General features: G+C 65.5%; 28 protein-coding genes. 15 read left to right on the top strand and 13 right to left on the bottom strand.

Translation table 11 applies throughout. The features are described from left to right. On the bottom strand, positions 1 to 731 hold a 731-nt coding region (locus tag VFH65_RS21875; RefSeq protein ID WP_353324164.1), incomplete at its 3' end, for a DUF222 domain-containing protein. Positions 732 to 876: 145 nt separating this feature from the next. Here VFH65_RS21875 and dapB point away from each other — a divergent pair. The 4 genes from dapB to VFH65_RS21895 are packed head-to-tail and all read left to right on the top strand — an operon-like array spanning position 877 to position 3,026. Beyond that, entirely contained in the window at positions 877 to 1,611 is a 735-nt protein-coding gene (gene dapB / locus VFH65_RS21880) for a 4-hydroxy-tetrahydrodipicolinate reductase (RefSeq protein WP_353324165.1), read from the top strand. Then, on the top strand, positions 1,611 to 2,075 hold the full coding sequence (locus tag VFH65_RS21885; RefSeq protein WP_353324166.1) for a hypothetical protein: 465 nt from the start codon (positions 1,611 to 1,613) through the stop codon (positions 2,073 to 2,075). The genes dapB and VFH65_RS21885 overlap by 1 nt, the downstream gene beginning before the upstream one ends. A gap of 28 nt (positions 2,076 to 2,103) precedes the next feature. Next, entirely contained in the window at positions 2,104 to 2,562 is a 459-nt protein-coding gene (locus VFH65_RS21890) for a flavodoxin family protein (protein ID WP_353324167.1), read from the top strand. 2 nt (positions 2,563 to 2,564) lie between these two features. Continuing rightward, positions 2,565 to 3,026, top strand: coding sequence for a hypothetical protein (locus tag VFH65_RS21895; RefSeq protein ID WP_353324168.1), 462 nt, complete (start codon positions 2,565 to 2,567; stop codon positions 3,024 to 3,026). On the opposite strand, the gene VFH65_RS21900 is transcribed toward VFH65_RS21895, so the two are convergent. From VFH65_RS21900 to VFH65_RS21910, 3 genes are read right to left on the bottom strand one after another with little or no spacing between them, the layout of a single operon-like run. Next, positions 3,020 to 3,943, bottom strand: a complete 924-nt coding sequence (locus VFH65_RS21900; RefSeq protein ID WP_353324169.1) for an HpcH/HpaI aldolase/citrate lyase family protein — start codon at positions 3,941 to 3,943, stop codon at positions 3,020 to 3,022. The genes VFH65_RS21895 and VFH65_RS21900 overlap by 7 nt on opposite strands. 45 nt (positions 3,944 to 3,988) lie before the next feature. Beyond that, on the bottom strand, positions 3,989 to 5,083 hold the full coding sequence (locus VFH65_RS21905; RefSeq protein WP_353324171.1) for a winged helix DNA-binding domain-containing protein: 1,095 nt from the start codon (positions 5,081 to 5,083) through the stop codon (positions 3,989 to 3,991). After that, positions 5,080 to 5,820, bottom strand: a complete 741-nt coding sequence (locus VFH65_RS21910) for a dienelactone hydrolase family protein (RefSeq protein WP_353324173.1) — start codon at positions 5,818 to 5,820, stop codon at positions 5,080 to 5,082. Before VFH65_RS21910 ends, VFH65_RS21905 begins: the two co-directional genes overlap by 4 nt. Positions 5,821 to 5,863: 43 nt before the next feature. On the opposite strand from VFH65_RS21910, the gene VFH65_RS21915 reads away from it, so the two are divergent. Genes VFH65_RS21915 through VFH65_RS21925 form a run of 3 tightly spaced genes read left to right on the top strand, consistent with a single transcriptional unit; the run spans position 5,864 to position 8,380 of the window. After that, positions 5,864 to 6,664, top strand: coding sequence for a thymidylate synthase (locus tag VFH65_RS21915; protein ID WP_353324205.1), 801 nt, complete (start codon positions 5,864 to 5,866; stop codon positions 6,662 to 6,664). 28 nt (positions 6,665 to 6,692) lie between these two features. Next, positions 6,693 to 7,175 carry a dihydrofolate reductase gene (locus VFH65_RS21920; protein WP_353324207.1) on the top strand — a complete coding sequence of 161 codons (483 nt, stop codon included), beginning with the start codon at positions 6,693 to 6,695 and terminating at the stop codon, positions 7,173 to 7,175. Beyond that, complete coding sequence (locus tag VFH65_RS21925; protein ID WP_353324175.1) at positions 7,172 to 8,380, top strand: winged helix-turn-helix domain-containing protein; 1,209 nt, start codon at positions 7,172 to 7,174, stop codon at positions 8,378 to 8,380. The genes VFH65_RS21920 and VFH65_RS21925 overlap by 4 nt, the downstream gene beginning before the upstream one ends. A gap of 61 nt (positions 8,381 to 8,441) precedes the next feature. Here the strand turns inward: VFH65_RS21925 and VFH65_RS21930 are convergent, their stop codons facing one another. Then, positions 8,442 to 9,359 (bottom strand): alpha/beta fold hydrolase, encoded by a 918-nt coding sequence (locus VFH65_RS21930; RefSeq protein WP_353324177.1) that lies wholly within the window; start codon positions 9,357 to 9,359, stop codon positions 8,442 to 8,444. Between the two features lie 162 nt (positions 9,360 to 9,521). Between VFH65_RS21930 and VFH65_RS21935 the strand changes: the two genes are divergently transcribed. Further along, positions 9,522 to 11,039, top strand: coding sequence for a hypothetical protein (locus tag VFH65_RS21935; protein WP_353324179.1), 1,518 nt, complete (start codon positions 9,522 to 9,524; stop codon positions 11,037 to 11,039). 32 nt (positions 11,040 to 11,071) lie between these two features. Here VFH65_RS21935 and VFH65_RS21940 read toward each other — a convergent pair whose 3' ends face one another. Together VFH65_RS21940 and VFH65_RS21945 are read right to left on the bottom strand one after the other, a co-directional pair. Then, the gene (locus tag VFH65_RS21940; protein ID WP_353324181.1) at positions 11,072 to 12,523 is read right to left on the bottom strand and encodes an APC family permease; all 1,452 of its coding nucleotides are present in this window, start codon (positions 12,521 to 12,523) and stop codon (positions 11,072 to 11,074) included. Between the two features lie 28 nt (positions 12,524 to 12,551). Continuing rightward, positions 12,552 to 13,493: a proline iminopeptidase-family hydrolase gene (locus tag VFH65_RS21945; RefSeq protein WP_353324182.1), complete on the bottom strand. Its 942-nt coding sequence runs from the start codon at positions 13,491 to 13,493 to the stop codon at positions 12,552 to 12,554. 74 nt (positions 13,494 to 13,567) lie between these two features. Here VFH65_RS21945 and VFH65_RS21950 point away from each other — a divergent pair, with 74 nt between their 5' ends. Together VFH65_RS21950 and VFH65_RS21955 are read left to right on the top strand one after the other, a co-directional pair. Next, positions 13,568 to 14,335 (top strand): FadR/GntR family transcriptional regulator, encoded by a 768-nt coding sequence (locus VFH65_RS21950; protein ID WP_353324184.1) that lies wholly within the window; start codon positions 13,568 to 13,570, stop codon positions 14,333 to 14,335. 90 nt (positions 14,336 to 14,425) lie between these two features. Continuing rightward, complete coding sequence (locus VFH65_RS21955; RefSeq protein WP_353324186.1) at positions 14,426 to 14,704, top strand: hypothetical protein; 279 nt, start codon at positions 14,426 to 14,428, stop codon at positions 14,702 to 14,704. Here VFH65_RS21955 and VFH65_RS21960 read toward each other — a convergent pair. Then, positions 14,701 to 15,276 (bottom strand): TetR/AcrR family transcriptional regulator, encoded by a 576-nt coding sequence (locus VFH65_RS21960; protein WP_353324187.1) that lies wholly within the window; start codon positions 15,274 to 15,276, stop codon positions 14,701 to 14,703. The genes VFH65_RS21955 and VFH65_RS21960 overlap by 4 nt on opposite strands. Continuing rightward, the gene (locus VFH65_RS21965; RefSeq protein WP_353324189.1) at positions 15,273 to 16,730 is read right to left on the bottom strand and encodes an FAD-dependent monooxygenase; all 1,458 of its coding nucleotides are present in this window, start codon (positions 16,728 to 16,730) and stop codon (positions 15,273 to 15,275) included. Before VFH65_RS21965 ends, VFH65_RS21960 begins: the two co-directional genes overlap by 4 nt. An 82-nt stretch (positions 16,731 to 16,812) precedes the next feature. On the opposite strand from VFH65_RS21965, the gene thyX reads away from it, so the two are divergent. The 3 genes from thyX to VFH65_RS21980 are packed head-to-tail and all read left to right on the top strand — an operon-like array spanning position 16,813 to position 20,169. Continuing rightward, positions 16,813 to 17,565 carry an FAD-dependent thymidylate synthase gene (gene thyX, locus VFH65_RS21970; protein ID WP_353324191.1) on the top strand — a complete coding sequence of 251 codons (753 nt, stop codon included), beginning with the start codon at positions 16,813 to 16,815 and terminating at the stop codon, positions 17,563 to 17,565. 25 nt (positions 17,566 to 17,590) lie between these two features. Further along, entirely contained in the window at positions 17,591 to 18,493 is a 903-nt protein-coding gene (gene dapA / locus VFH65_RS21975) for a 4-hydroxy-tetrahydrodipicolinate synthase (RefSeq protein WP_353324193.1), read from the top strand. Further along, a complete protein-coding gene (locus VFH65_RS21980) occupies positions 18,493 to 20,169 on the top strand; it encodes a ribonuclease J (RefSeq protein WP_353324194.1) in 1,677 nt (558 codons plus the stop codon). The genes dapA and VFH65_RS21980 overlap by 1 nt, the downstream gene beginning before the upstream one ends. 264 nt (positions 20,170 to 20,433) lie before the next feature. Here VFH65_RS21980 and VFH65_RS21985 read toward each other — a convergent pair whose 3' ends face one another. Beyond that, a complete protein-coding gene (locus VFH65_RS21985) occupies positions 20,434 to 20,817 on the bottom strand; it encodes a hypothetical protein (RefSeq protein ID WP_353324195.1) in 384 nt (127 codons plus the stop codon). Positions 20,818 to 21,026: 209 nt separating this feature from the next. Between VFH65_RS21985 and VFH65_RS21990 the strand changes: the two genes are divergently transcribed. Then, positions 21,027 to 21,392 (top strand): hypothetical protein, encoded by a 366-nt coding sequence (locus VFH65_RS21990; protein WP_353324196.1) that lies wholly within the window; start codon positions 21,027 to 21,029, stop codon positions 21,390 to 21,392. Between the two features lie 13 nt (positions 21,393 to 21,405). Here the strand turns inward: VFH65_RS21990 and VFH65_RS21995 are convergent, their stop codons facing one another. The 3 genes from VFH65_RS21995 to VFH65_RS22005 are packed head-to-tail and all read right to left on the bottom strand — an operon-like array spanning position 21,406 to position 23,410. After that, complete coding sequence (locus VFH65_RS21995) at positions 21,406 to 22,278, bottom strand: SAM-dependent methyltransferase (RefSeq protein WP_353324198.1); 873 nt, start codon at positions 22,276 to 22,278, stop codon at positions 21,406 to 21,408. Continuing rightward, positions 22,278 to 23,096 carry a mycofactocin-coupled SDR family oxidoreductase gene (locus VFH65_RS22000; protein ID WP_353324199.1) on the bottom strand — a complete coding sequence of 273 codons (819 nt, stop codon included), beginning with the start codon at positions 23,094 to 23,096 and terminating at the stop codon, positions 22,278 to 22,280. The genes VFH65_RS21995 and VFH65_RS22000 overlap by 1 nt, the downstream gene beginning before the upstream one ends. Further along, a complete protein-coding gene (locus tag VFH65_RS22005; protein ID WP_353324201.1) occupies positions 23,093 to 23,410 on the bottom strand; it encodes a putative quinol monooxygenase in 318 nt (105 codons plus the stop codon). Before VFH65_RS22005 ends, VFH65_RS22000 begins: the two co-directional genes overlap by 4 nt. Before the next feature lie 138 nt (positions 23,411 to 23,548). Here VFH65_RS22005 and VFH65_RS22010 point away from each other — a divergent pair, with 138 nt between their 5' ends. Then, positions 23,549 to 26,002, top strand: coding sequence for an FtsK/SpoIIIE family DNA translocase (locus VFH65_RS22010; protein ID WP_353324203.1), 2,454 nt, complete (start codon positions 23,549 to 23,551; stop codon positions 26,000 to 26,002). Positions 26,003 to 26,075: the final 73 nt, after the last annotated feature.

The raw sequence follows: 26,075 nt of genomic DNA on the forward strand, positions 1-26,075 counted from the left end.
TGGTCCTCGGGATTGCACATGCCCGGGGCGGCCTGCTTGGCCATCACCGCTTCGAGCACCGCGCGGGCTTCGGGGGTCAACCAACCTTCGGCCTTGCTCATCCCGTCGCGCTGTTGCGGGCCGATGCGGAAGCTGCGCCGAAGCGCCCGATCAGCGTCGGAGAATTCGCCGTCGGGGTTGACTAGTGCCATCAACCGCTCGGCGACCGCGCGTAGCTCGGTGGGCCCCAAACTGGCCGCGGCGTCGGCCAGGTCAGCTTCGGCGAGCTCGCGGGTCTGATAATCCACCGCCGCGGGTAGCTGGTGGAAGAACTTTTCGATGATGCGCACATGTTCGGCGCCGATATCGCCGCGCTGCTGGGCGGCGGCGGTGTGGGGCAGTGCGGGCGCCAGCGCCTCACCGTTGAGTGCCCGTCGTGGCCCCAACAGCTGGGCGTGACGGATCCGGCGCTGCGCCTCATCCTTGGAAATCCGCAGCCGGGTGGACCACACGTCCGCCCATGATGTGCCACCGAGCTCAGCCGGCGACGCTTGGGCGGTCAGCCGATGGATGATCCGCTGCTCGATAGCGGGCGCGCGGCGCAGATTGCGTTCCAGCCGATCCTGCAGGACCAGCAGTTCGGCATCGGTAAACGCCTCAATGGAACGCCCGAGGAACGTGTCGAACGCCGCGTCGAACTCGTCGCAGGCGGCCAGGATGGCCTCCCGATCCGACACCGTATCCGAATGCATGTTCGAATACTATCGCTGGGCGGTGACAAATTCCGACCTCGATCACCGCCTGAAACCAAAGTGACAGAAGTGAATTCGCGATCGGCGTGTCGGGGCGCGGACACGCACACTCGCGCGGGAAGGCGGCCGCAGTAGGCTGCGAGCCATGCGAGTCGGAGTGTTGGGCGCCAAGGGCAAGGTCGGCGCGACCATGGTGCAGGCGGTCGAGGCCGCGGAAGACCTGACGTTCTCGGCGGGGGTCGATGCCGGTGACGCGCTCGCCAAACTGGTGGACAGCCGGACCGACGTCGTCATCGACTTCACGCACCCTGACGTCGTGATGGACAACCTCAAGTTCTTGATCGACAACGGAATCCACGCCGTCGTGGGCACCACCGGCTTCACCGACGAACGCGTGACGCAGGTGCAAACATGGTTGGCCGACAAGCCCGACGTCGCGGTGATCATCGCCCCGAACTTCGCCATCGGCGCCGTCCTGTCCATGCATTTCGCGCAGCAGGCGGCGCGCTTTTTCGAATCCGTTGAGGTCATCGAACTGCATCACCCACAAAAGGCGGATGCGCCATCGGGCACCGCGGCGCGCACCGCGCGGCTGATCGCCGAGGCGCGAAAAGACCTGCCGCCCAACCCCGATGCCACCAGCACGGGGCTGGAGGGCGCGCGCGGAGCCGACGTCGACGGCATTCCTGTCCACTCCGTGCGACTGGCCGGGCTCGTCGCTCACCAGGAAGTGCTCTTCGGCACGCTGGGCGAGACACTCACGATCAGGCATGACAGCTTTGACCGCACGTCGTTCGTCCCCGGTGTGCTGCTGGCGGTTCGACGAGTGAGCGAACGCCCCGGCCTCACGGTGGGTATCGAGCCGCTGCTCGACTTGTAATGACTGACAACGCACGCGCACTGCGCATTCAAGTACTCATCGGCTTCATGTGCGTGGCGCTGGTCGTCTACTTCTTCCTGCTTGGCCGCATCGCGATGGCGTTCATCACCTCAGGGGAGCCGGCAGCTATCGGGCTTGGCTTGGCGTTGATGATCATGCCCTTGATCGGCATCTGGGCCATGGTCAGCACCCTGCGGGCCGGCCTGGCCCATCAACGGCTCGCCCGCATCGTCCGCGAAGAAGGGTTGGAGCTTGACGTCACCTCCTTGCCGCGGATGGCGTCCGGACGAATCCAGCGTGACGCGGCCGACGAGCTCTTCGTCACCGTTCGCGAGGAACTGGAGAACGACCCGGATAACTGGCGGCGCTGGTACCGGCTTGCCCGGGCATACGACTACGCGGGCGACCGCAGCCGTGCCCGGGAGACGATGAAGAAGGCGGTCGAGATGCAGGAGCGCGAGTGATGAGCGCTTGCGCGAAGAGCCGACAGCAGTGAGTAAGACGCTGCTCGTCGTCCACCACACGCCATCCCCGGGGACGCGCGAGCTGCTCGAAGCCGTGCTCAACGGCGCCAAGGACCCCGACATCGACGGCGTCGACGTCGAAGTTCGACCGGCTTTGGCCGCGACGATTCCCGACATGCTCGACGCCGACGGCTACCTGTTTGGCACCACGGCGAACTTCGGTTACATGTCAGGCGCGTTGAAGCATTTCTTCGACACCGTGTACTACCCAAGCCTGGACCACGTCGCCGGTCGGCCGTACGGGTTGTGGGTGCATGGCAATAACGACACGGCGGGGGCGGTCAACGCGGTAGAAAAGCTTGCGACCGGGCTTGCGCTCACCAAGGCCGCCGACGTGCTCGAGGTCGTCGGTGCCATCGATGCGGGTGTCCGCGAGCGAGCGTACGAGCTCGGCGGCACGCTGGCCGCGACGTTAATGGAGGACTAGGCATGCCCGGGATAGCCGAACTTGCTTTGGGCGCAGCACCAATCGCCGGTGGCGCGCTGCTGGGCGCCGTCGCGGGGAACTTCAAGGGGCCCGACGTTCGCTCAATGATCGCCAAGGACATGGACTTGCTGGAGCGGATTCCGGACGATCAGCCCGAACTGAAAGCCCGGCTGAAGGCGAGCATTGACGACCGAATCAACGACCTGATCGAGGCGAACGAGAGGAGCAAGGCCCTGCGCGAGGCCGCCATGTCGTACGCCGGAAACTGGCGCGACATCGTGGTGTTCATCTGCGCCGTGCTCTTCACGATTGTCTGGTGGAACGTCAGCCACAGCCGCTCGAACTGGCTCGTGATGTTCATCGTGATGATTGTCTTGTCGGTGGTTGCCGGCATCTACGCAGGGCGCGGTGTGGCGCGGGCGCTAAGCCGTTTCATCCACAGGGACGATCCCGAACCTCAGTAGTGGTACGTGTCCGACGGCGCGGGGATGTGCGCGGGATCGTCGACGTCGTCGAATTCGGATTCCTCGATGCCGTATGCGCGGGCCAGGTCGAGGATCTTGTTGGCCCTGGCGATGCGCGGCAGGTCAGAACCGTTGCGAATCTCGCCGCCGTCTCGTTCGAACTCGACGAAAAACTCTTTGGCCCAACTGATTTCCTCGAGAGACGGGGAAAGTCCCTCATTCACCGTCGCGCACTGATCTGGTGTGAGGCAGATCTTTCCGGTCATGCCGAATTCAGCTGACACCGCGGTCGCCTCGCTGAGCTTGAGGGCACTGGAACCGACCGTGGGCCCGTCGATGGCGCTGGGCAGGTGCGCTGCCTTGGCTGCGATGGTGAATCGCGACCGCGCGTAGGCCAGGGTGGTCGGGTTGTCGCCGAATCCGGTGTCGCGGCGGAAATCGCCGATTCCGAATGCCAGCCGGAAGGTGCCCTTCGTCGCGGCGATCTCGGTGATGCGCTCCAGGCCGCGGGCCGTTTCCACCAGTGCCACGATCAACACACCCGGCAGCCGCTTGGCGGTTTCAGTGACGTGGTCGACCGATTCGACCATCGCCAGCATCACGCCGCCGACCGACGTGCCCGACAGCATCTCCAGGTCATCGGACCACCACTTCGTTCCGAAGCCGTTGATGCGGACCCAATCGCTGTTGCCTGCGCCGAGCCACTTGATCACGTTCTCGCGCGCGGCATCCTTGTCCTTGGGGGCGACGGCATCCTCGATGTCGAGTACGACGATGTCGGCACGAGAATGCGTCGCGGGGGCGAATCGCTCGTACTGCGCGCCGTTCACCAGCAGCCAGCTGCGGGCCAGTACCGGGTCGATACGCGATCCAACGTCGCTGGGGTCCGGGTGCTCGGTTGATCCCTTGTCGGACATCCGTTCATCGTGGCGTATCGGCTCAAAGCTGCCGAGAGCGGGGCTCTAAAGGAATTCCACCCGCGGATCGACGACGTCGAAGGCGCGGTCAAGGAGCCGGTTTGCCTCTGCGGTGATCTCGTTCGCCACAGCCTTGCGCAGCCGGATATACGGCTGCACCCGAATGCCGGTCGACGCGGCCTTTCCTGTCAGTTCCCAGGTGCCGGCCACGAATCCGTCGACAAGTACGCTGCCGGGGAACACGCCGTTCTTACCGAAGAACAGCCTCTTGCGGTGCTCGTCGCTGATGATGCGAGTGCGCTCGGCATGCGAGAGCAAGATGTTGTCGAACGGCGCGACGAGTCGTACCGGTGCCGGTGTGTCCGCCGAGGGTCGTGGCGCGTCCGGAAGATCGTAAAGTGCTTGACCCCGTTCACTTTTGAACGTCCTGAGGCGCGGCGAGAGCCGCTCGATCACCTCGCCTAACCGGGTGAGTCCGCTCCACGTCTGCACATCGGCGGCGCCGGCCGGTCCGAACGCGGCGAGGTAGCGCAACACGACATCGTCGATGGTCAGCGCTTTGCCGCGCGGCCGGCCCAACCATGCCGTCGCGGTGGTGAGCCGCACCTGCCCGCTGCGCTGCCAGAGGGCCCGCGGCGGAACCTGCACCAGCGGCAGCAGGCTGCGTGCGGCCTCGGTCAACGCCGCAGGCGGGGTGTCCGGCCACTGTTCGGCCAGCCGGGCGCCCACTTCAGCCGGCGTCAGCGCCTCGGCGTCCAGAAGCGTCCTGGCCGCGGCGACGACCGCGTCCACGTCGACGTCCGCCAACGGCCTGGCATGCGCGGCGCTCGTCAGCGTGCGATCCAGCATCGGCTGGATCAGCGGACGTAGTCGGTGGCAATCGTTGGCGGTGACCAGGTGGATGGTGCCGCGCATCAGCACGATACGAACGGCCTTGCGATCGGTGAGAAGGCCAGACAGGTCATCGCCGGTGAAGCCGTCGAGCCGGCTCCATAACCCGTAGTACGGCGCGAACGGCGCTTGCGCCTGCATGCCGACGAGGTGCTCGATCGCGTCGAGGGCCGTCATCGGCGAGCGCTCCAGCAGCAGCTGGCGGGCGAGTGTCGCCCGATTCAGCGCCCGCAGCGAGAGTTCGGTCAATTGGGCAATGCGGTCTCGAACAGCTCCTGCAACGCGATCCAGTGACGCTCGGCGGCTTCCTCGTCGTACGGCGGGTTGTCGGGCACCGCGAATCCGTGGGCGGCCGGGTAGAACTCGACGGTGTGCGTGAGGCCGGCGGCCGTCAGCGCCTTGTCCAGCGTTTCGGCGTGCTCGGCGGTGAAGCCGGCGTCGTTCTCCGCACCGGCGATGTAGACGGTCGCCTTCATTCGGTCGGCGAGCAGATGCGGGCTGCCGGGGTCGTCGGTGACCAGGCCGCCGCCGTGGAAGGACCCGGCCGCTGCGACCCGGTCCGGCTGCAGACCCGCGACGATCACCGACGTACGTCCGCCCATGCAGTAGCCGCACACGCCAAACGCGTCGCCCTTGACCTCGGGCCGCGAGACAAGGAAGTCGAAGAATGCGCCGGCGTCGCTGGCGATCATGTCCGGCGTCACGCTGCCGACCATGCCCATCAGCCGCTTGCGCTGTTCCGGGTCGCTGAACACGGTGTCCATCGAGAACGGTTGCCAGTCGCCGTGGCGGTAGTAGACATCGGGCAGCAGTACGGCATGCCCGAATCCGGCCAGCCTGGCCGCCATGTCCTGAAAGGTGGGCCGCACGCCGCCGGCGTCCGGATACATGACCACGGCCGACCACGGGCCGGTGCCGTTGGGGGTGTGCAGGGTGACGGGGCAGGTGCCGTCGGGAGTGGTGACGGTCGCAGAGATACTCGGCATGGCATCCGTTCTACTCGTCGGCTCTGGAAGTAAGCTGACCGGCGTGCCGATTGCCACGCCTTACGAGGATTTACTGCGGCTGGTGCTTGAGCGTGGCACACCGAAATCCGACCGCACGGGCACCGGTACCCACAGCTTGTTCGGCCACCAGATGCGCTACGACCTGACCGCCGGTTTTCCCCTGATCACCACCAAGAAGGTGCATACCAAGTCGATCGTCTACGAGTTGCTGTGGTTCCTGCGCGGCGACTCCAACATCGGCTGGCTGCATGAGCACGGCGTTACTATTTGGGACGAATGGGCATCTCCCACAGGAGATTTGGGTCCCGTGTACGGAGTGCAATGGCGGTCCTGGCCAACGCCGTCGGGTGAACACATCGACCAGATCAGCGCCGCGCTGGAGCTGCTCAAGACCGACCCGGATTCGCGCCGAAACATCGTGTCGGCCTGGAACGTGGGCGAGATTCCGCAGATGGCGCTGCCGCCCTGCCACGCCTTCTTTCAGTTCTACGTCGCCGACGGCAGGCTGTCGTGCCAGCTGTATCAGCGCAGCGCCGACCTGTTCCTCGGCGTGCCGTTCAACATCGCCAGCTACGCGCTGCTCACGCACATGATGGCCGCACAGGCCGGACTCGATGTCGGGGAGTTCATCTGGACCGGCGGCGACTGCCACATCTACGACAATCACGTCGAGCAGGTCGCCGAACAACTCAGCCGGGACCCGCGGCCATACCCCGAACTTGTTCTGGCGCCACGCGATTCGATCTTCGACTACACCTACGACGACGTGGCGATTGTGAACTACGACCCGCACCCGGCGATCAAGGCGCCTGTCGCCGTATGAGGCCTGCTTGCAGGGCCGAACATCGATGATGACGACGGTGGGCCTGATCTGGGCCCAGTCGACCTCGGGGGTAATTGGCCGCGCAGGCGGCATCCCGTGGCGGCTCCCGGAGGACCAGGCGCGGTTCAAGGAGCTCACCATCGGCCACACCGTGGTGATGGGCCGGCTGACCTGGGAATCGCTGCCTGCGAAGGTCCGCCCGCTGCCGGGACGCAGAAATGTCGTACTCACCCGGCAAGCTGACTACATGGCTGACGGGGCACAGGTGGTGACCACCCTCGACGAAGTAGCGACGGACGAGACATGGGTGATCGGCGGCGAGCAGATCTACGCGCTGGCGCTGCCGATCGCCACCCGATGTGAGGTGACCGAGGTCGAGATCGACCTGCCGCGTGAAGATGGCGACGCGGTGGCGCCGGTGCTCGACGAGGCATGGATTGGTACGACGGGGGAGTGGCTCACCAGTGGCTCAGGCTTGCGCTACCGGTATCACAGCTACCTGCGGCCATGACGACGCTCACCGCTAGTCAGGCGCGACGCATCGCGGTCGCCGCGCAGGGCTTCGCCGAACCCAAGCCGCGCGGTCCGGTCACCCGTGCGCACGTGCGGCGGTTGATCTCGAGGATTCAAGTGCTGCAACTGGATTCGGTATCGGTGGCAGTGCGGGCCCACTACGCGCCGGTGTTCAGCAGGCTCGGTCCATACGACCGTGACGTGGTCGACCGCGCGGCGTGGAGCCACTCGGCCCGGTCGCCGCGCCTGCTGATCGAGTACTGGGCGCACGAGGCCGCGCTGATGGCCGTCGACGACTGGCCGCTGCTGCGTTGGCGGATGCGTGAGTACACGCACGGGCGGTGGCGCACAGAAGTCGTCAAGAAGAAACAGCGGTTGGCTGACGACATCGTCGCTGCCGTTGCCGAGCACGGCCCGATGACGGCAGGCGAGATCGAGACACACGTCGGCGAGGACCGCCCTGGGAAGAAAGGCCCCTGGTGGGACCGCAGTGACACGAAGTGGGTGACCGAGGCACTGTTCTCTGCGGGAGTGCTGACGACGGCCACGCGCGTCGGGTTCGCTCGTCACTACGACCTCACCGAAAGGGTGTTGCCGCCCGAGGTCGTGGCTCGAGAAGTCGACGACGACGAGGCGATCCGCGAGCTGACACTGCGAGCTGCCACCGCACTGGGTGTCGGAACCGAACCCGATATCCGCGACTACTTCCGGCTGTCTCCGAAACAGGCGAAGCCCGCGATCGCCAAGCTGGTGGCCGACGGGGAGTTGGAACCTGTCGAGGTCGACGGCTGGACGGCGCCTGCGTATCTGCGGGCCGGGCAGACGGTGCCGCGGCGTGATCGCGGGACGGCGCTGCTGTGCCCGTTCGACCCGTTGATTTTCTTCCGGCCTCGCGTGCAGAGGCTGTTCGACTTCCACTACCGCATCGAAATCTACGTTCCGCAGCCAAAGCGCCAATTCGGTTACTACGTTTGGCCTTTCATGCTCGACGGCCAGCTGGTCGGGCGGGTCGACCTGAAAGCCGAACGCACTCGGGATGCATTGAATGTCGTCGGAGCGTTCGCCGAAGACGGCCATCGGTTATCGCGGGTCGCTGAAGCTCTCGCACGAGAGTTGGAGACAATGGCGGGCTGGTTGGGGCTTGGCGGCGTTACCGTCGGTGACAAGGGGAACTTGATCGATGCGTTGCGGGCGGCGACCTGACGATCGAATGTCCATTCACGTCGTCACGGTCGGGCAACGAACTTGGCTGCCCGGCTGCGCGCTATCGGTCGGGCCGGATGAAGTCGGTGATAGCCGCGACGAACGCGCCGGGGGTTTCGACCATTGGGCTGTGGCCCGAGACCGCGATGACCCGCCGATCCAACCCGGCCGCGCCATACCGCTCGACGTTAGGCGCCGTGGGCGTCAGCACGTCGTGCTCACCCCAGACGACGAGTACCGGCTTGCCCATTCCGGCCAGCCGATCGGCAACGGCTCGCTCGTTGTCGTCGGTACCCGAGTAGCACACGCCCTGGTGGGTCAACTGTTCGAGCGAACGGTGCGCGAGTTGCGGCACCGGATACTCCGATGCGAAGCCGGTCTGCAGTGAACTGTTCGTCAGAGCGTCGACGCCGCGAAACCGGTCGATCGCCGGTCCGATCAGGGGCCAGCATCCCAAGCTGCCCAACACCGGCATGTCCGTGAGGCCTTGGTCGGCGGGCGTGTCCGACACGACGATCCGCTCGACGAGGTCCGGATCGCTCTCTGCGACGGCGGTCGCGATGTGGCCGCCCATCGAGTGCCCGACCAGAACCGCGCGGCGCACACCCAGGGCGCCCAGCGCGCTGCGCACTGCTGTGGCTTGCCCGGCAACACCGTAGGGTTCGACGTCGCGCGGCGCCTCGGATCCACCGTGGCCCACAAGGTCAATGGCGACGACCCGCTGACCCGAATCTGCCAGTGCCGGAGCGATTTTCTCCCACCATTCGATCGACGCTGAGTAGCCGTGCAGCAGTACCACCGCCCGATCACCCGACGACCCGCCGTACTCCCGCACGTTGAGGTCTGGGCCGTCGAGCTCGAGCACCCGACCACCGGCGAACGCTTCGGCGGACCGCTCTGTCCGGTCCACGAGGAACGCGTTCACCAGTAGCGCCAGGACCACGACGACGACGGCTATCGTGGCAATCCGGAGTTTCATTCGGCGAACGCTACTGGCGTGGGCCGACCGAAAGCCAGCGGTTTTCGTCTCAGAGCACAACGATCCGGGCGGCGCGTGGCCCGACCTTCGGCGTGCGACGCGACGGGTTGATCGACAATTTCTGCGTCTCTGTCCGCGGTTGCAGCGTGTGACAATCGACGAGTGCCGGATTGGACCTATCATCCGCTGAGTCCGATCGCCACCGCCCTACTTGGTGAGCGCCGGACCCAGATGCTGGCAATGCGGTTTCTGGCAGCGCTTGTCAGGTCCGCCGGAGGACGTCGCTGGATCCCGTGGGTGTTCGACCATCCACCGGTCCCGCCGCATTGGGAAGGTCGCTTCGGCGCCTGCGTTCCGGTCTCCGTCGCGCGGGAGTCGATCGCGGTCTTGCCGGTACAGGGCGCGAGCATCATCGAGGTCGGACCTGTGCGCATCGACGAGGTAGACGACTTGCGTCGAGCGACCGATGGACGAACTTGTCCGGTCGTAGCGTTCGTGGAGGCACCGGAAGTCGCGGAAGCCGTTGCGCCCTATGTCGACAATGTGACCGTCGGCGCCGTACCGGAAGCGATCCGGTTGACCGACCCCGACATCGATGTCGCAGTGGCAGCGCTGGCAGATCCGTCGACGACGGTGCTCACCACTCCCGCCGTGCTCATCGCGGCAGGACCAAGCTGGTTCAACCGCGTAATCGAGGCCGCCACGCCGACCACCCCAGCGCCCGGACTGCGTGACGTTCCGCGTGACCCGCGCCATTGGCCGTCGTGGCTCTGGGGCGTCTTGGTCGGCATCGGCATGATCGTCGCGGGCGTGGGTGCCGCCGCAATCACGCTCGGCCCGGTGCTGTTGTGGTATGACCGCGATTATCTCGGCGTGTCGGTGGACGACCTCCACGCCGTGAATCATCACCTGGTGGGCTTCCTGCAGCATGACCGGCTGACCATGGCGGGCAACATGATCGGGATCGGATCGCTGTATATAGGGCTGGCGTGGGGCGGTATCCGGCAGGGCCGAGTGTGGGCACGCAACGCGTTCCTGATCTCGGGTGCCGTCACGTTTCTTACGTTGTTCTACTTCCTTGGCACCGGCTTCATCGAACCGCTGCATACGCTCGTTGTGATCGTCTTGTTCCCAATGTTCGTGTTCGCGGTGTGGCGTAGGCCCTCGACGCCGCGCTGGCGGGTGCTTCCCTCCGGCCTGGAAGCGCAGCGGCGCCGGGCGCTGTGGGGTCAGCTGCTGATGATTGGACTCGGCGGCGGGTTATTCGTTGCGGGAGCTGTCATCTCGACGGTCGGGCTGACGTCGGTGTTCGTCCCGACGGATCTAACGTTCCTCGGCGCTGAGTCCGACACGCTGCGATCCGCCGATTCGCAGCTCCTTCCGTTTATCGCACACGACCGCGCAGGGTTCGGCGGCGCCTTGATGGGAGCCGGTTTGGCAGTCCTGTTGATCAGCTTGTGGGGGTGGCGGCGCGGCGAGCGGTGGGTGTGGTGGTCGTTGTTGATCGGGTGTGCCGCCGGTACCGCGCCCGCTCTGGCAATCCACTTCGCCATTGGCTACACAACTTTCGAACACCTGATTCCCGTGTACATCGTGGTGATCGTGACCACGCTCGCGCTGACGCTTTCACACCCTTACCTCACCGCGCGGTCCCAGGTGTTTGCGTCGAGGGCAACATGACTGGCGCACGCACTGGTTCGGTCTAAACGCGATCACCGCGGCGGTGTGGTCGCTGGGCTTGCACCTTCACCCGGGACCGTGCGCTCCTCAGCCAGCACCGGCACGCCCTTACCGCGAATCTTGTTGACGATGAACACCACTGCGCCAATACCCAGCCACACGAGTCCGCCGATCTTCGCCAGCGAGTCGGCGTTGAACAACACGTAGCCGATGATCAGGAAGCCAAGCGTCGGCACGACCAAGTGCAGCAGGTAGTTCTTCGACTTCTTGCGCACCACGTAGTACCAGACCACTGAAACATGCAGTAGCGCAAAGCCGAACAGGGCGCCGAAGTTCACCAGCGACGAGATCAGCGCGATCTGGCCGACAAAGAACAGCACGAGCACGAGGCTGAGCGCGCTGACCACAAGGATCGCCGCAATCGGCACCTTGCGGCTGCTGATTATCGAGAGGAAGCTCGGCAGCTGCCGGTCGCGGCTCATCGAGTAGAGCAGCCGGCTGGTCGCGGCCTGCGCGGCCATGGCGTTCGCGAACCCGACCGCCAGCACGTTGACGACGAAGAACGCGTTCATCCAGCCTGTGCTTGACGCCGCTTCGACCAGGCGGAAGAACGCATTGCCCGCCTCGTCGTCGGAGAACGACTCGCGCCCACCCGCGAGCAGGCTGGCCAGCCAGGTTTGGGTGATGAACAGGGTAGCCACGATGAACAGCGACACGACCATGGCGCGGCCCGCGGGGTTCTTCTTGCCCGTGGACTCCTCGGCCAGCGTCGAGATGCCGTCAAAGCCAAGGAAACTCAGCACGGCGATGGACAGCGCCGCCGCGATCAGTGGTGCGCTGACGACATCAGAGTTCCAGATCGGCGTTGTGCTCCAGCCGACGTTGGGCAGGCTGTCACCGTTGATTGCCCGTACCGCGATGACCACGAAGAGCATGACGAAAACAAGCTCGATGGCGAGGAAGATGCGGTTGGCTATCTTCAGCGAGCCGATTCCGCGCAGATTGATCACTGTGTTGACGACGACGAACACGATCGCCCAGAGCCAACGAGGCGTATCCGGGAACAAGCCGATCATCGACTCGGCGGCGAACACATACAGCAGGGTTGGTATCAACAGGTAATCCAATAGGATTGCCCAGCCGGCGAAAAAGCCTACGTCGGGCCGTATTCCGCGGCCGACATACGAGAAGACCGATCCAGCCAGCGGGAACGATTTGGCCATCTGCGCGTATGCCAATGCGGTGAACACCATGGCAATCAAGCCGATGAGGTACACCAGCGGGACCATGCCCGACGCACTGTTGTAGACGGTGCCGAAGATCGCCCATGGCGCGATCGGCACCATGAAGACCAGGCCGTAGACCACGAGGTCGGCGGTTCCGACTGAGCGACTGAGTTCCTGTTTGTAACCGAAGGATTCAAGCGCGCGCTGGCCATCGGCGCCGGTGGCGGCGTTGGCGGCGCGTGGGGTTGTGACGTCCATGACGGTCCTGTCGGGTCGAAGAGCGGGGTTAGATCCGTGCGGTGTCGGCCAGCTCGTGGTCGGCGTCGTGGCTGGAGAGGAATGCCGCGATGACGGCGCGGAACTCCTCTGGTTTCTCCAGGTGGGTGCAGTGACTGGTGTCGGGGAAGACATGGCTTTCGGCGTTGCGAATGTGCTCGACGTAGGGCTGCCAGGTGGCGGGCGTGGCTTCGTCGAACTCCCCGGCGATCACCAGGGTGGGCGCGGTGACGAGGTGCAGCCGGTCGATGATGCTCCACTCTCGCAGAGTGCCGAGGACGTAGAACTCGTTGGGGCCGTTCATCGTGTGATAGACCGTCGGATCCGCCTCCATCTGCTTCACGGTGTCGACGAAGTCCTGTGGCGTCGGCACGACTCGGCACACATGGCGCCGGTAGAACTCGTCGCTCGCGGCCAGGTACTCCGGGTCCGTCAGCGTGCCCGCCGCTTCATGACGCTCGAGGGCGGCCAGGGTCTCCTGCGGCAGCTGGGCACGTAATTCGTCGGCAGCGGCCATCCAGAGCGCCATCGAGGCGGGGGAGTTGCAGATCGCCAGCGACGCGAGTCCAGGTGGTTGCCGGACCGCGATTTCGGCGCCCAGCATGCCGCCCCACGACTGGCCCAGCAGGTGGTACTCGTCGATGCCGAGCGCATTGCGCACTGTGTGGAACTCGTCGACGAACAGCTCGGGTGCCCAGAAGTCGGCGGGTGCGTCGGGCAGATGACTGCTATTGCCGCAGCCGACCTGGTCATAGTGGATGACCTGGCGGCCCGTCTCCTCGGCCAGTTCGGCGATGTTGCGGACGTAGTCGTGCGCCATTCCCGGCCCGCCGTGCAGAACGAAGAGCGGAAGAACATCGTGCCGAGCGCTAACGGGTGTGGTGGTCTGTACCCAGGTTTGATGACCACGGAAAGGCACCAGGCGGGTGTCACAAGGCATGGCGATCAGCATGAACCGGTAAAGGTCTCATGGCAAGACCATTGACGGGGATTTAACCTTACGTTGACGAGGGAGGGGTTCGGGGCATGGCGCATAACGGCGCACCGGCAGTGCCTGGGCTGCTCGAGCAGCAGCTCGACACGTCGTCACGGGTCGACGAGATCACCGACCGACTGATCACGGCGATCGCGGTCGGCGAGTATCTGCCCGGCGCGCGGCTGCCCGTCGAGCGCGAACTCGCTCGATCATTGGGGGCGGGTCGGATGACCGTGCGCGCCGCGCTGGCACGGCTCGTCGAACGAGGTCTGCTCGAAACGCGACGGGGTCGCGGCGGCGGGTCGTACGTACTGAACCAGTGGCCGGAGTCGTCCACCGAAGCGGTCGGCCGCACGCTGAGCATGCTCCTCGGCGAGCTGCGAGATCGCTTCGATGCCCTGTGCCGGCTGCAGGGCGTCGTGTGCCGTGCCGCCGCTGAGGCACGGTCCGACGACGATGTGTCGGTGCTCTGGGAACGGTTCGAGGAATACCGGACGGCAACTACCGGCCTGGCCGCCCAGGAGGCCGACAGCCGCTTCCACGTCGCGATCATGGACGCCGCCCACAACGACGTGCTCAAGCAGATGCTGCTGGATCTCAAGGCATCCGTGAGTATCGGCGCGCCGGCACACCTGTGGGGCGAGCCGTCGACCATGCGCAGCATGGAATTACGCGCCCTGCACGACCACGAAGAAATCGTGCGAGCCATCGCCGACGGCCGTGGAGACGACGCCGACGCAGTGGCCCGCACGCACGGCGCCATCGACTTCGAACACATCACCATCGCGATGCGCCGCGCTGGAGTGGTCGTCGACTGACCGTGCGAATTGGCCGCGGCGCTCAAGTGGCGGTGGAACACTTGAAATTGCGGCCGGGGGGCTGTGTACCGATCAATCAAGGGGGCTCACATGGCGATCGGGGTTATCTGGAACCCGCCAATCGACAAGCAGACCTATGACGCGATACGGGAGAAGGTCTGGGAAGCCGGTCAGGCCAAGGGTATGAAGTTCCACGCCGCTGGAGAGGCAGACGGCGGCTGGCGGGTCATCGAAGTGTGGGAATCACGCGACGGCCTAGAGCGGTTCATTCGCGAAGATCTGTCCAGCGCGTTCGACCACGTCAGCGGGGGCCAAGCCGGAAAACCCGAGCCGGACGCCGTCTTCGAGGTGCACTACCAAGGGCCTTAACCCGCCCGCAGCGCAGCGAAGGCGGCGTCGATCAGCGCGACGGGGTCGTCGTCCTCGCCGGCGTCCCACGCGGCCATCGCCACACCTACCGCGCCCAGCGCGGCCGAAGCTTGCACGGTCGAGGCGAAGTCAGGCGCGGACATGCCCGCGCGGCGGGCAAGCGCCCGGGCGAACAGATCACGGGTTTCGTCCTGTGCGACGAGGTTTCGCGATCGCAGCACCGGGTTGCGCAATACAAGCCGCGTCCGTTGGAGCAGCGCTTCACGGTCGGTGTCGACGATGGCTGCCAGGCCCTCGCGAATAGCGTTGTGCAGCGCGGTCAACGGCGCTTCGTCCGGTGGCCGCGCCGCGATGAGCTTCTCGACAATTGGGTCGTACTCGTCGTACTCCACGACGGCTTCCTTGCGCGGGAAGTGCCGAAAGAAGGTCATGTGTGACACGCCTGCCGCGGCGGCGATTTCCTCGACAGTTGTTGCGTCGTAGCCCTTCTCGCCGAAGAGACGTAGCGCGTGCTCCTGGATCGACTGCTTGGTCGCCGCCTTCTTTCGCGCACGCCAGTCGAGTTCGGTCACGGAGTCAATACTCCCTGGCGCTCGCCGAATGCACTGTCGAGCCATTCGTGCAGTGAAGACGCGTCGTCGCCACGCCACGCCAGATGGCCGTCGGGGCGCACCAGCATCGCGTCCCTGTGGCCGCGGAGGGTGACGACATCGCCGATCCGCCGACGGGCGACGTCTGCCATCGACTCGGGTCCGAGCATCACCCACGCCGGCCCCAACGCGTTGTACATCCCGTCGCGATCGGGAACGCGATCACCGGGCCGAAGCCCGGGCAGCCGGCGTCGACGCCCGGCGCCAAGTGGCCCATCCCGGTACGAAACTTGTAGCTGCGAAGCTTTTTTCGCGATAAGCCGTTGCACCCATCCGCGGTTCATCAACGGCACTGCGACACGATCGCGCACGAAGCGGGCGATTGGGCTGCCGCCCATGACGATCTCGGTAAGGCCGCTTGTCGATTCGAGTACGTCCTCGGCGATCGGACGCCGCTCCGCTTCGTAGGTGTCGAGCAGGCGTTCATTCGCTCGGCCGCAGATCACGAGCGCGAGCTTCCACGCCAGGTTCTCTGCGTCTCCGATTCCGGTGTTCATGCCCTGACCACCAAGTGGACTGTGGATGTGTGCGGCGTCGCCGGCAAGCAACACCCGACCGCGCCGATAGGAGTCGGCGAGGCGGCGGTGAATGCGGAAAGCCGACGTCCACTCGACCGAGCGGATCTCGCCGCCGGCCTCCTCGGCGAGCCGTGTCCCGAGGTAGTCGACGATGGCTTCCGCGGACGGATCCTCGGGACCCTGCGGAGGTGCTGGCGCCATCAGTCGCCATAGATCGCTGCCGGGCAGCGGGAACGCGGCCAGCAGGTTGGTGCCGCGCATCCATGTCGATGCCGAGTCGCGTGGCCGCTCGAGCGCGGCATGCACGTCGGCGAGCAGGAAACGCTCCACGAGCGGAACGCCGGGAAATCCAATACCCAATGCCTTGCGAACGGCGCTGTGCGCGCCATCGGCGCCGACCACCCAGCCGGCGTCGAGCTCAGTGCCGTCGTCGAGTCGCACGGAAACGCGGTCGGCGCCGGCCTCCAGCCCTTGTATGCCGCGGCCCCACTCGACCGCTTCGCCGAGTTCGGACAGTCGGTCACGCAATGCCCGCTCGATGTCGGCCTGAGACATCACCAGCCCGGGCCGGCCGCCCAGCCGCTCCATGGACAACCCGATCTGAAGCCGCGCCAGCTGGCGACCGTCGACGGTGATGACCACCTGGCGGATCGGAATCGCCCTCGCCGGAAGGTCACCAAGGGCGCCGAGCCGGTCGAGCACCTCGACTCCGCGCGGCTGCAGGCCAAGCGCCCGCGAAGTCACGGCCGGGCCCTGCGCCTTGTCGATCACGCGCACCCCGACTCCGGCTGCCCGCAGCCCGCATGCCAGAGCCAACCCGGTTGGTCCTGCTCCTACGACCACGACGTCGGTGTCCACGGCAGATCCTCCTCGATGTTAGTCACTAACACGTTAGTCGACTAACACCGCTACGGCAAGGTTCATCAAGTTAGGGTGAGCCGTGGCCGAGACCGCGCCGCTGCGCGTGCAACTGATCGCCAAGACCGAGTTCTTGGCGCCGCCCGACGTGCCGTGGAACACCGACGCCGACGGCGGACCCGCGCTCGTCGAGTTCGCCGGCCGCGCCTGCTATCAAAGCTGGTCCAAGCCAAATCCGCGGACCGCGACCAATGCCGCCTACCTGCGCCACATCATCGACGTCGGCCACTTCTCGGTGCTAGAGCACGCGTCGGTCTCGTTGTACATCACCGGCATCTCGCGCTCATGCACCCACGAGCTGATCCGGCATCGTCACTTCTCGTACTCGCAACTGTCGCAGAGGTATGTGCCCGAGCAGGACTCGCAGGTCGTGGTGCCGCCGGGGATGGAAGACGACCCTGAGCTGCTGGAAATCTTCACCGCGGCCGCCGACGCAAGCAGGGCGACCTACAGTGAACTGCTCGGCAGGCTCGAGGCGAAATTCGCCGACCAGCCCAACGCGGTGCTGCGGCGCAAGCAGGCCAGGCAAGCCGCTCGCGCGGTGTTGCCGAACGCCACCGAGACCCGCATCGTCGTCACCGGGAATTACCGCGCATGGCGGCATTTCATCGCGATGCGGGCAAGCGAACACGCCGACGTGGAGATCCGCAGACTGGCGATCGAGTGTCTACGCCAACTCATCGACGTCGCACCGCAGGTGTTCTCGGATTTCGAGGTCACCACGCTCGCCGATGGCACGGAGGTGGCAACGTCGCCGCTTGCCACAGAGGCGTGAGGCCGAGAAGGTAATCTTGGGTCCCGTGAGCACCAGCGGATTCGACGTGACCGCCCGGTTGGGCACCGTACTGACCGCGATGGTGACTCCGTTCAAGCCCGACGGCTCGCTCGACACGGACACCGCCGCCCGGCTGGCCACCCATCTTGTCGACGCCGGCTGCGACGGCCTCGTGCTGTCGGGCACCACCGGCGAATCGCCGACGACCACCGACGACGAGAAGATCGCGCTGCTGCGCGCGGTGCTGGACGCCGTGGGCGATCGGGCTCGGATCATCAACGGGGCGGGCACCTACGACACCGCACACAGCGTGCACCTGGCGAAGGCGTGCGAGGCCGAAGGTGCGCACGGACTGCTTGTGGTGACGCCGTATTACTCACGCCCGCCGCAGGCCGGGCTGGAGGCGCATTTCACCGCGGTCGCCGACGCGACCTCGTTGCCGGTGATGCTGTACGACATTCCGCCGCGGTCTGTCGTGCCGATCGAGTGGGACACCCTGCGACGACTTGCCGACCACCCGAACATCGTCGCCGTCAAGGACGCCAAGGCCGATCTGCACGGTGGCGGGCAGATCATCGCCGAGACCGGATTGGCCTATTACTGCGGTGACGATGCCCTAAACCTGCCATGGCTCGCAATGGGGGCGGTCGGCTTCATCAGCGTCTGGGGACACCTGGCCGCGGGGCAGCTACGAGACATGTTGTCCGCGTTCAGCTCTGGTGACGTCGCGACAGCGCGAAAGATCAACGTCACGTTGGGGCCGCTGGCAGACGCCCAGTCGCGGCTGGGTGGTGTCACCTTTGCCAAGGAAGGGCTGCGCCTGCAAGGCATCGAGGTGGGCAATCCCAGGCTGCCCCAGGTACCGGCCACTCCCGAGCAGATCGAGGCGCTTGCCGCCGACATGCGGGCTGCAGCGGTGCTGCGGTAGTGAATTCCGAACTCAAATCACCGGGGCCACTGGTCCCTGGCGGTCTGCGGGTCACCGCGCTTGGCGGGATCAGCGAAATCGGCCGCAACATGACCGTTTTCGAGCATCTCGGGCGGCTGCTGATCGTCGACTGCGGGGTGCTGTTCCCCGGCCATGACGAGCCAGGCGTCGATCTGATCCTGCCCGATCTGCGCCACGTCGAAGATCGCCTGGACGACGTGGAAGCGCTGGTGCTCACCCACGCGCACGAGGACCATATCGGCGCAATCCCCTTCCTGCTCAAGCTTCGTCCCGACATTCCCGTTGTCGGCTCGAAGTTCACGCTGGCGCTCGTCGCTGAGAAATGTCGCGAGCACCGCATCAAACCGGTGTTCGTCGAAGTTGGCGAGGGGCAGAGCTCCAGACACGGTGTGTTCGAGTGTGAGTACTTTCACGTCAACCACTCGGTTCCCGGTTGCCTGGCGATCGCGATTCACACCGGCGCGGGAACCGTGCTGCATACCGGTGACATCAAACTTGACCAACTTCCGCTGGACGACCGGCCGACCGACCTGCCGGGCATGTCGCGGCTCGGGGACGCCGGCGTGGACCTGTTTCTCTGTGACTCGACGAATGCCGAGATACCGGGGGTCGGCCCCTCGGAGAGCGAGATCGGGCCAAACATGCATCGGCTGATCCGCGGCGCCGAAGGCCGTGTCATCGTCGCTTGCTTCGCCTCCAATGTTGCTCGTGTGCAACAGATCATCGACGCGTCGGTGGCTCTTGGGCGCCGCGTGTCGTTTGTGGGCCGATCGATGGTGCGCAATATGGGGATCGCCAAGGACCTGGGCTACCTCACCGTCGCAGACGACGATGTGATCGACATCAGTGCTGCGGAGATGATGGCGCCCGAGCGGGTCACGCTGATCACCACGGGGACGCAGGGCGAGCCGATGGCCGCACTGTCGCGAATGTCGCGTGGTGAGCATCGCAGCATCACGCTGACCTCGGGTGATCTCATCATCATGAGTTCGTCGCAGATCCCCGGCAACGAGGAAGCGATCTTCGGGGTTTTGGACTCGCTGGCCAAGATCGGGGTTCGCGTCGTCACCAATGCCCAAGCGCGGATTCACGTCTCGGGTCACGCCTACGCGGGCGAGTTGTTGTTCCTCTACAACGCGGTGCGCCCGCGAAACGTGATGCCCGTACACGGCACGTGGCGGATGCTGCGTGCGAATGCGGCATTGGCGGCGCGCACCGGTGTGTCGGACGATTCGATTGTGCTGGCCGAGAACGGGGTCAGCGTAGATCTGGTTGCTGGCAGGGCGTCGATTGCCGGCGGTGTGACGGTCGGGAAGATGTTCGTCGACGGGTTGATCACGGGTGACGTCGGAGACGCGACACTGGGTGAACGGCTCATCCTGTCGTCGGGTTTCATCGCGGTGACGGTCGTCGTGAACCGCGGTACGGGCAAGCCTGCCGGGCCGGCGCATCTGCAGTCGCGTGGGTTCTCCGAGGACCCCAAGGCGCTGGAGCCCGTGGCCCGCAAGGTCGAGGACGAATTGGAATTCCTTGCGTCCCAGAATGTTTCCGAGGTAACGCGCATCGCCCAGGGGGTACGTCGCGTGGTCGGCAAGTGGGTGGGGGAGACCTACCGCCGTCAGCCGATGATCGTGCCGACCGTCATCGAAATCTAGGCCGCTTGCCTCATTCGTACATCAGCGGGCTGCGCAGTTGGCAACCGCGTCGCGCCGCGTGCGCCCAAACATCTTGGTACGCTGCCGCTTTCAACAGTCGTCTTGGCGCTGACCAGCCGCACGAGCACTCCGCCACATAGTTTCCGATGCGCAATCGGTAGACCGCCGCGGTCCCGGATTCACGCAGCGATCCGTTGGCCTCCTTGGAACCGATGTTCTCGGGATGCGTTGCACACATGACGTTTCCTGGCGTCCATCACGATGTCAGGCGACGCTGACGGGTTCGAAGGTCTCCGGCGTCAGTGGCTGGACGACACCTGGCGGGACACGGGTGCCTGACACCGCTGGTTGTGGTTGAGCTGACCCAGTGCACATGTAGTAGTAGCTAACGGGGTATCCATTCTTGTCGTACACCGTGACCTTGGTCCAGGTTCCGCCGGCTTGTGAGCAGCAGAAGCGCGGATTCAGCCCACTCTTGCGGCATTCTTCGTATCGCCCATCGTCATACCCGCCGCCGGTATTGGGTGCGGCGCAGGCGACAGCGGGGTCGGCGAGGGCACTGCCGCCGAGTGCACCCGCCGCAGCAATGAACGCGACCGGCAGGAGTCGACGCCAACGCACAGGTGTCGTGGAGTTGATGAGTGCCATGTCGAATCCTCGGGTCCGTGGTGGATGTGTCCTGCAATCTTCGGAAGATGCAGTGATTCACGGAACGGGGCGCGCGCCCGTGAATACCCGGTCGAGCTACGGGGTGTAGGCGCGGTTTGCATTAGGGGATTGGGGGACGGCGGAGATCTGCGCGATGGTCGTGTGGTCCGTCGGTAGCATCGAGTCAACCGCATTCGAGGAGGATGTCGATGCTCGCGCTAACGACCTGGACCGGAGCGCTTCTCGTCGCGACCGGGGTGATCGCCTATGTCGCAACAGGCGCGGCCAGTTTCACCGCGCTGATTCCCGCCGCCGTGGGCGTGCTGTTGCTTATCGCCGCGCTGATCGGACGCCGTACCGAGAACGCCAGCAAGCATGCCATGCACGCTGCCCTTGCCATCGCGCTGCTGGGGGCGCTGGGTTCACTGATGAACGTCGTCAAGCTAGGCGACCTGTTCGCCGGTACGGCCGAGCGCCCCGGCGCAATAGTCGCCAGCACAGTCATGTTCGTACTGCTCGTGGCCTACCTCGTAGCGGGTGTGCGTTCGTTCGTCCGGGCCCGCGCCGCGCGTTAGGTCGGCGGTCGGATCAAGTCTTTTCGGCGAAGACCGACCACTCGAGCTGCGAGGCCGTTAGATCACGCCCGGCCGGCTCGATGTAATGGCGCAAGAAGTACTCCGGGCCCGCTTGTTCGATCAGCCCCCAGCCGTATTCGGCGATGAACCCCGCCACCTCATCGGACTTCAGGCCGAACTTCCATATCTGCTGTTTCTCCCGAAACCTTCGGTACGCCGACTTCGAACCGTAGAGATTCGTGCCGTCGATGAAATCCCGCTGCACATACGTGAATACCAGCCGACTGCCGGCCGCGGCGGACCGCAAGTAGGAGAACGTCGCGCGTACCGCGTCTTCCGTCAGGTACTGCGTCACACCCTCCCAGACGAAGAACGCGCGAGACTCGCCGCGGTACCCGTGCTTGGCGAGTTCAGCTGCGAGGTCGTCGCGCTCGAAATCGACCGCAACCAGGTGTACCGAGGACGGGGTCCCGCCCAGAACACGATCGACGGTCGCGGCTTTGCGTTCGATGTTCACCGGCATGTCGACCTCGAACACCGGGATGTCCGCCCGACGCGCCAGCCGATACGCCTTGGTGTCCAGCCCCGCACCGAGGACTATCACCGCATCGATGCCGTCAAGCGACTCGTTTACCTTCTCGTCGATGAATCGCTTGCGGCAGGCCAGATTTGCCCACAGTCCCGGCCCGGAGCGCTCCGTCGCGCCGATCATCAAGCGCCGAAAAAAGGGCAGCCGCGTCGTGCGCACCAAGGCCCGCAGACCACGCGGTAGGAACGCATACGCGAGATCGTCCTGCACGAGGCGGCGGTCGGGCTCCTCGTACTGTTCAACGGCCGCCAACACCATTGGGCCGGAGGCCGTCTGGGCGGCGGGACTGCGCGCCATCAGCGTTTGTTGGCGAGTCCCGCGTCCACCGGCAGCGTGATGCCCGTGATGTAGCGTGCCTCGTCGGAGACCAGCCACGCGACCGCGGCGGCAATGTCCTCGGCCTCGACCATGTCTACCGGCATCGCATTGCCCCAGTCGACGGGCGTTTCGGACTCGGCGACGAACCGCTCCAGCCATTGGCGGGTGTGCTCGTTGTTGATCATCGGCGTGTTCACGCCGGTAGGATGGATCGAGTTGACCCGAATATTGTGTCGTGCAAGATGATTGGCGTAAATCCGCATCAACCCTACGACGCCGTGTTTGGCTGCGGTGTAGCCGATCGAGCCGGCGTCGTCGCTGCCGATGCCGATCAGGCCTGCTGCCGAGCTGATCAGTACGATCGACCCGCCAGTGCCCTGCTCGACCATCGTCTTCTTGGCGACCTCGACCGTATGGTGCACGCCGGTGAGGTTGACGTCGATGACGTCGCGCCAGCCGTCGGCACCCGCTTCCATCGGCGCGATACCCGCATTGGCGACGACGATGTCCAGCCGCCCGAATTCGTCGAGGCCCGCCTGTAGTGCGCTTTGCAGCGACTCCACGTCGCGAACGTCTGCCTGCTGCGCCACGATTCGCGAGCCGGTGTCCTCGACCAGCTTGACCGTCGCCGCAAGATCGTCAGGCGTGGCCAGCGGATAGGGAACCGACGCGATCTGGTCGCAGATGTCGACCGCGATGATGCTGGCGCCGTCGGACGCCAGCCTGACCGCCTCCGCGCGGCCTTGACCGCGGGCCGCACCCGTGATGAAGGCGACCTTGCCGTCGAGCGCACTCATGAGGGACGCAGTTGACCCTTGGCCGGGTCGCCAGCGACGACCGGCTGCAACATTTTGATGTCAGGTGCGCCGTCGAGGTGCTCACCGACCGTGCCGAACAGGGTCGCGACGGCCGGCGCGCCGCTATGTGTCTTCAGGGCGTCCGCGTCGGCCCACTGTTCGACGAAAACGAACGTGCCATCGGCCTCATGCAATGAATAGAGCTCACATCCGGGCTCCTGGTGCACCGCCTCGATGGCCTGTTTGCACGCGTTCCGCACGGTGTCGACGGACTCGGGTTTGGCGGTCATGGTGGCGACGACGACGACAGGCATGGGCGATGGACTCCTCGCTGAGTACGTGCAAGACAGTTGACCACCCTACTCAGCGAACCTAACTAAATTATTCGATACCTATCTGTGACCCGTGTGGCAGATGGTGATTATGGGGCTATTGCGACTAGTCTTGCTGGCATGCCTAGTAAGACTGCCGCCCGATCCGGCGCCCGTTCGGGCAGGTCAAAGGCCAGTTCGCGGGGCGGAGCCCGGCCAGCGAGACCGTCGGCCCCTCGACGGAAGCCGGCTGCGCGGCGCAGCCCGTCCCGCATCTCTGCCGCGGGCACGACAGTGGGCCGCGGAGTCCGCGTCGGCTGGTTGATGCTCGCCAAGGGCGCCGGAAGCACCGCGCGATCAGTGGGCAGGGCCCGCGACCTCGAGCCGGGGCACCGCCGCGACGGCATCGCGCTGGCACTGCTCGGCTTCGCCGTTGTCATCGCAGCCAGCTCGTGGTTCGACGCCGCCCGCCCGGTGGGCGAATGGATCGACACCTTCCTTCGGGTGCTCATCGGCGCCGCGGTGGTGTTGGTGCCGATCGTGCTTGCGGCGGTCGCGGTCGTGCTCATGCGCACCGAACCCGACCCCGAGGCCCGGCCGCGGCTGATCCTCGGCTCTGCGATGATCGTGCTCCCCGCGCTCGGCCTGTGGCATCTGTGGGCGGGTTCCCCGCAGGATCCCACCGCCCGCCAGCACGCCGCGGGTTTCCTCGGCTTCGCGATCGGCGGACCGCTCTCTGACGGGCTGACCGAATGGATCGCCGCGCCCCTGTTGTTCATCGGGGTGCTCTTCGGTGTTCTGCTCGTGACGGGCACGACGATCCGCGAAGTGCCTTCGACTGTGCGCACCATCTTCTCCGCTCGGGCGTTCCGCGGTGAGGCGTACGACGAGGAGTACGACGATTACGACGACGAACTGCCGAACGAGGAACCGGAAGACTTCTCCGACGGCTACTACGACGACCCATCGACCTATGGCGACGAACCCCAGTCGTGGCCGACGGGCACCCCACTGGACAACTATCCGATCGAGGACGAGGCGCCGACCATTCCGGAGCCGACGGCCCGAACCCGGAAGAAGAAGCCAGCCAAGCAGCAGCAGACCCTTTCCCTGGACCGGGTGGTGGACGGGCCGTACACGCTGCCGTCCCTGGATCTACTGATCTCCGGCGATCCGCCGAAGCGGCGCAGTGCGGCCAACGACCAGATGGTGGACGTGATCACGTCGGTGCTGCAGCAGTTCAAGGTCGACGCCGCGGTCACCGGCTGCACCCGCGGGCCCACCGTCACCCGCTACGAGGTCGAGCTTGGCCCCGGCGTGAAGGTCGAGAAGATCACCGCGTTGCAGAAGAACATCGCGTACGCGGTGGCCACCGAATCCGTCCGGATGCTGGCGCCCATTCCCGGCAAGTCCGCCGTCGGCATCGAGGTGCCCAACACCGACCGCGAAATGGTGCGGCTGGCCGATGTGTTGACCGCGCCGTCGACCCGGCGCGACCATCACCCGCTGGTGATCGGCCTTGGCAAAGACATTGAGGGCGAGTTCATCTCGGCCAATCTCGCGAAGATGCCGCACCTGCTGGTAGCCGGTTCGACCGGATCGGGCAAGTCGAGCTTCGTCAACTCGATGCTGGTGTCGCTGTTGGCGCGGGCCACCCCTGAGGAGGTCAGGATGATCCTGATCGACCCGAAGATGGTGGAACTCACGCCGTACGAAGGTATTCCGCACCTCATCACGCCGATTGTCACCCAGCCGAAGAAGGCGGCCGCCGCGCTTGCCTGGCTGGTCGAGGAAATGGAGCAGCGCTACCAGGACATGCAGGCGTCGCGGGTGCGCCACATCGACGACTTCAACAAGAAGGTGAAGTCGGGGGAGATCACCGCGCCGCTTGGCAGCGAACGCGTGTACAAGCCGTATCCGTACATCGTGGCGATCGTCGACGAGCTGGCCGACCTGATGATGACCGCCCCCCGCGACGTCGAGGACGCGATCGTGCGGATCACCCAGAAGGCCCGTGCCGCGGGCATCCATCTGGTGCTGGCCACACAGCGGCCCTCCGTCGACGTCGTCACGGGTCTGATCAAGACGAATGTGCCGTCCCGGTTGGCGTTCGCGACCTCGTCGCTCACCGACAGCCGCGTGATCCTGGACCAGCAGGGTGCCGAGAAGCTCATCGGCATGGGCGACGGGCTGTACCTACCGATGGGCGCGAACAAGCCGACCCGTCTGCAGGGGGCGTACATCTCCGACGACGAGATCCACGCCGTCGTCAACGCCACCAAGGAACAGGCCGAGCCGGAGTACACCGAAGGTGTCACCAACGCCAAGACCACCAGCGAGCGCACGGACGTCGACCCCGACATCGGTGACGACATGGACGTGTTCCTGCAGGCGGTGGAGCTGGTGGTGTCAAGCCAGTTCGGCTCGACGTCGATGCTGCAGCGCAAGCTCAAGGTCGGCTTCGCCCGCGCCGGTCGCATCATGGACCTGCTCGAACAGCGTGGCGTCGTCGGCCCGAGCGAGGGTTCCAAGGCTCGGGCCGTGCTGATGACGGTCGAGGAGTACGAGCTCGGCGAGCAGGCCGGCCGCGGGTAGCCGGAGGACGGCCCGACGGTGAGTGAGCAGGGACCCGACCTCGGCGTCGGGCAGACGGACGAGATCACCCGTT

The organism is Mycobacterium sp. (assembly GCF_035697385.1).
Taxonomy (GTDB): Bacteria; Actinomycetota; Actinomycetes; order Mycobacteriales; family Mycobacteriaceae; genus Mycobacterium.

Bases quoted from the DNA above. Each gene is read 5' to 3' on its own strand.
- VFH65_RS21885 (WP_353324166.1), top strand. From the start codon at position 1,611: ATGACTGACAACGCACGCGCACTGCGCATTCAAGTACTCATCGGCTTC.
- VFH65_RS21920 (WP_353324207.1), top strand. From the start codon at position 6,693: ATGACGACGGTGGGCCTGATCTGGGCCCAGTCGACCTCGGGGGTAATT.
- VFH65_RS21995 (WP_353324198.1), bottom strand. From the start codon at position 22,278: ATGGCGCGCAGTCCCGCCGCCCAGACGGCCTCCGGCCCAATGGTGTTG.
- VFH65_RS21925 (WP_353324175.1), top strand. From the start codon at position 7,172: ATGACGACGCTCACCGCTAGTCAGGCGCGACGCATCGCGGTCGCCGCG.
- VFH65_RS22010 (WP_353324203.1), top strand. From the start codon at position 23,549: ATGCCTAGTAAGACTGCCGCCCGATCCGGCGCCCGTTCGGGCAGGTCA.
- VFH65_RS21940 (WP_353324181.1), bottom strand. From the start codon at position 12,523: ATGGACGTCACAACCCCACGCGCCGCCAACGCCGCCACCGGCGCCGAT.
- VFH65_RS21900 (WP_353324169.1), bottom strand. From the start codon at position 3,943: ATGTCCGACAAGGGATCAACCGAGCACCCGGACCCCAGCGACGTTGGA.
- VFH65_RS21985 (WP_353324195.1), bottom strand. From the start codon at position 20,817: ATGGCACTCATCAACTCCACGACACCTGTGCGTTGGCGTCGACTCCTG.
- VFH65_RS21895 (WP_353324168.1), top strand. From the start codon at position 2,565: ATGCCCGGGATAGCCGAACTTGCTTTGGGCGCAGCACCAATCGCCGGT.
- VFH65_RS22000 (WP_353324199.1), bottom strand. From the start codon at position 23,096: ATGAGTGCGCTCGACGGCAAGGTCGCCTTCATCACGGGTGCGGCCCGC.
- VFH65_RS21990 (WP_353324196.1), top strand. From the start codon at position 21,027: ATGCTCGCGCTAACGACCTGGACCGGAGCGCTTCTCGTCGCGACCGGG.
- VFH65_RS22005 (WP_353324201.1), bottom strand. From the start codon at position 23,410: ATGCCTGTCGTCGTCGTCGCCACCATGACCGCCAAACCCGAGTCCGTC.
- VFH65_RS21950 (WP_353324184.1), top strand. From the start codon at position 13,568: ATGGCGCATAACGGCGCACCGGCAGTGCCTGGGCTGCTCGAGCAGCAG.
- VFH65_RS21945 (WP_353324182.1), bottom strand. From the start codon at position 13,493: ATGCTGATCGCCATGCCTTGTGACACCCGCCTGGTGCCTTTCCGTGGT.
- VFH65_RS21910 (WP_353324173.1), bottom strand. From the start codon at position 5,820: ATGCCGAGTATCTCTGCGACCGTCACCACTCCCGACGGCACCTGCCCC.
- VFH65_RS21955 (WP_353324186.1), top strand. From the start codon at position 14,426: ATGGCGATCGGGGTTATCTGGAACCCGCCAATCGACAAGCAGACCTAT.
- VFH65_RS21930 (WP_353324177.1), bottom strand. From the start codon at position 9,359: ATGAAACTCCGGATTGCCACGATAGCCGTCGTCGTCGTGGTCCTGGCG.
- dapB (WP_353324165.1), top strand. From the start codon at position 877: ATGCGAGTCGGAGTGTTGGGCGCCAAGGGCAAGGTCGGCGCGACCATG.